This window comes from Streptomyces sp. NPDC111802, assembly GCF_055634335.1.
Map to the genome: position 1 here is coordinate 1 of NZ_JBVKCZ010000165.1, position 3,145 is coordinate 3,145.

The following is a 3,145-nucleotide window of genomic DNA, read 5'->3' on the forward strand; positions in this document are numbered from 1 at the left end:
CTGGGCCTGTCCCAGTCGACCGTGTCGCGGATCTGGCGAGCCTTCGGCCTGCAGCCCCACCGCTCAGAGACGTTCAAGCTGTCGACGGACCCGTACTTCGTGGACAAAGTGCACGATGTCGTGGGTCTGTATCTGGATCCGCCTGAGCGGGCGCTGGTGTTCTGCATGGACGAGAAGACGCAGATCCAGGCCCTGGACCGCTCCCAGCCTGTGCTGCCGATGATGCCCGGGGCACCTCAGCGGGTCACCCACGACTATGTCCGTGCCGGCACCACGACCCTGTTCGCGGCACTCGAGGTCGCCACCGGGAAAGTCATCGGTTCCCTGCACCGCCGGCACCGTGCCGAGGAGTTCAAGAAGTTCCTGATCAAGCTGGACCAGGAGATCCCGGCAGATCTGCAAGTGCACCTGATCCTCGACAACTACGCCACCCACAAGACGCCGGCCATCAGGACGTGGCTGATCGCCCACCCCCGCTTCCATCTGCACTTCACGCCTACCGGCTCGTCCTGGCTCAACCTGGTGGAGCGGTGGTTCGCAGAACTGACGAACAAACAGATACGACGAGGCGCCCACAAGAGCGTCCAGGCCCTCGAGAAAGACATCCGCACCTGGATCGCCGCATGGAACACCGATCCCAAGCCCTACATCTGGACCAAGACCGCAGACGAGATCCTGGAACGCCTCGCCAGTTATTTACACAGGATTCCTGACTCACAAGACTAGCCATCAGTCACGGCAAGCACCGTTGCAGTACTAGTGCCGCTGGTCGGTTGTCTGTCGATTGGCCCTCGCTTCAGGGCTTGCCGATCTGGTCGTATGCCGCCCATTCCACGTCGTCGACATCGTTGACGAATGGATCAACTGGCGTGATCCGGCCAACGGCCGCTTCAATGACGGCGGCAGCGGAAAGCGCGATGTCTTCGCGGAACGGAGCGGCCATGCACTGAACGCCAACAGGCATATGTGCTGTGAGACCTGCTGGTGTTGTCACCGCAGGGAGGCCGAGAAGGCTGGCCGGCATGACCGGGCGAAGCAGTTGCATGACGGCTTGTGCCTGGGCGGGCGTCTCGGCGTCCCAGCCGTGCGGGAAAGCCAGCTGTGACCAGACAGGCGAGACGACGACGGGGTAGGTCTGCAGGAACTTAAGCCAGGCTCGCGCCACACGACGCCTGTGAGCGAACAGATCGATGTACTCCGCCAGATCGAGAACTGGCTCGTTTGCGAGCGCGCCATCGAGGAACCGTCGTCCGTCGTCGCCGATGACCTGATCGAGATGGGGCTGCACTGCGCGGATCTCGGTGAACAGGAATTGGCGCCAGAGCTCGATCGCGGCCACATAGTCGGGCGGCATGACTTCCTCGACGACGTACCCCGCCGCCTCAAGGTGCTTCGCTGCCTGGCGAACGATGTTGGCGATCCTCGCATCAGTCGTGCCCCCGGGCGGCTCCGCAAGAAGTGCCGCTCGCTTGGCTGCTGGAGGCAAATCCGGGAATGTCAGGGGTGCGGGCACTGAACCGGGGTCGCGGAGGTGGGCGCCTGCAATCAGGTCGAGGCCGAGGCGTACGTCGGCGAGCCCACGCGCCATGACACCGTTGACCTGCATCATCTGCAGCGACAGCGTGCCGTCTTCTGGCGCGATGACCGTGGCGTGCGGGACGCGGCCCGTGGTCGGCTTGATGGAGGAGACGCCGCAGCAATGGGCTGGATTCCGGAGCGATCCGCCGATGTCGTTCCCTATGCCTAGTGGCGTCATTCCTGAGGCCAGTGCTGCTGCTTCCCCTCCGGATGAGCCACCTGCTGTGCGGCCTGGATGCCACGGATTGCGTGTGAGGCCTCGCAGGCTGCTGTCGGTGTGGATACGCAAAGCCATGTCGGGAAGATTGGTGCGGCCCAGGATGATGGCGCCAGCGGCTCGCAACCGCTCGACGACGGGCGCGTCCTGGCGAGCGATGGCGTGAGCTGAAGCAGGGACACCGTTGGTCGTCGCGGTGCCGGCGACATCGATATTTTCCTTGATCGTCACTGGCACTCCGTGAAGGGCACCCAGGGTTGATGCCCCGGCCGCGGTCCGTGCGTCCGCGGCCCTGGCCTCGTGCAGGGCGCGCTCTCGCAACGTGTCGACGATCGCGTTGAGGGACGGATTGACCTCGTCGATCCGGTTCAGATGCGATTCGATCACCTCAACGGAAGAGACCTCGCGCGACCTGATCAGTCGTGCCAGTTCGTGAGCATCGTTGCCCCAGAGATCTTCGGTCACTCGTCCTCCATTGCTGTTTACCGGAACCCAGCGTCCGCACGCGGGCCCTGTATGCTCCGGTCCTCGGGAGACGTACTGCTCACGTTCACCTGGCTCTGGCCGGCGCTTGGCAGTCGGCATGGCAGATCTCCCTGCATCGCACGTACCCACGTCGCTTGCAGGGCGGGCACCGGCGTACGGCACTGCGCCAGTGCCCCGCCACAAGACCTGACGTGCACAGAGGTTGACGCTCGTGGAAAGCATCCCACCCACACAACCTTTCCTGCTTCTGAGGTCTTCTCTTCGGGGTGACGGTCATGGTGGAGCGAGGATCAGTCCGGTTTCGGTGATGAATCCGTCGAGCAGGTGGGGCCGGTACTGCATCTTCTTCAGCCGGGTCCGGGTGTGTGTGGCGAGCTGGTCGGTGGTGCCGGCAGCCAGGTTTGTCAGCAAGTGATGGCTGCTGGCCAGGTCGAGGTACTGGTCGAGTATGACTTCGGTGCGCATGGTGTCCAGCAGGGGCAGCCCGGCGGACAGCTGTTTGGGGGTCAGGTTGCCGGTGTGCAGGAGTTCGTCGGACCACACCAGTGCCAGGTCTCCGAGGAGGGTGGCCGCACTGGTACCGAACTGGTCCGCGACCGTGGCGGGGACGTCGTCGTGAATGAGCGCGAAGTCGTGGAAGAGTTCCAGGGCGGCCGCCAGATGACGCACTGCGCCTGGGGTGCCTGTGCCGCCGGCGGCGTGCCAGCCGACCAGCGTGAAGATGGGACGGATGCGTTTTCCGCCGGCCTCTATGAATTGCTGCAACGGTGTGACCAGGTCAGGCAGTTGCGGGCCACGGGCGGTCGCTTTGCTGGTGAGGAAGCCGTCCAGGACCCCTTCGGCAGAGTTCCTGAGCTGGTTCAG

General features: G+C 64.1%; 3 protein-coding genes. 1 reads left to right on the plus strand and 2 read right to left on the minus strand.

The window, feature by feature from the left end; translation table 11 throughout:
• Positions 1–726 (plus strand): IS630 family transposase (locus ACZ7NC_RS44940; protein ID WP_471498069.1); only part of this gene is annotated, 726 nt, incomplete at its 5' end.
• 70 nt (positions 727–796) lie between these two features.
• On the opposite strand, the gene ACZ7NC_RS44945 is transcribed toward ACZ7NC_RS44940, so the two are convergent.
• Both ACZ7NC_RS44945 and ACZ7NC_RS44950 read right to left on the minus strand, forming a co-directional pair.
• A complete protein-coding gene (locus tag ACZ7NC_RS44945; RefSeq protein ID WP_471498072.1) occupies positions 797–2,260 on the minus strand; it encodes an amidase in 1,464 nt (487 codons plus the stop codon).
• A 294-nt stretch (positions 2,261–2,554) separates the two neighbouring features.
• Positions 2,555–3,145, minus strand: a 591-nt coding sequence (locus tag ACZ7NC_RS44950; RefSeq protein ID WP_471498075.1) for a polyprenyl synthetase family protein, incomplete at its 5' end; no start/stop codon positions are given.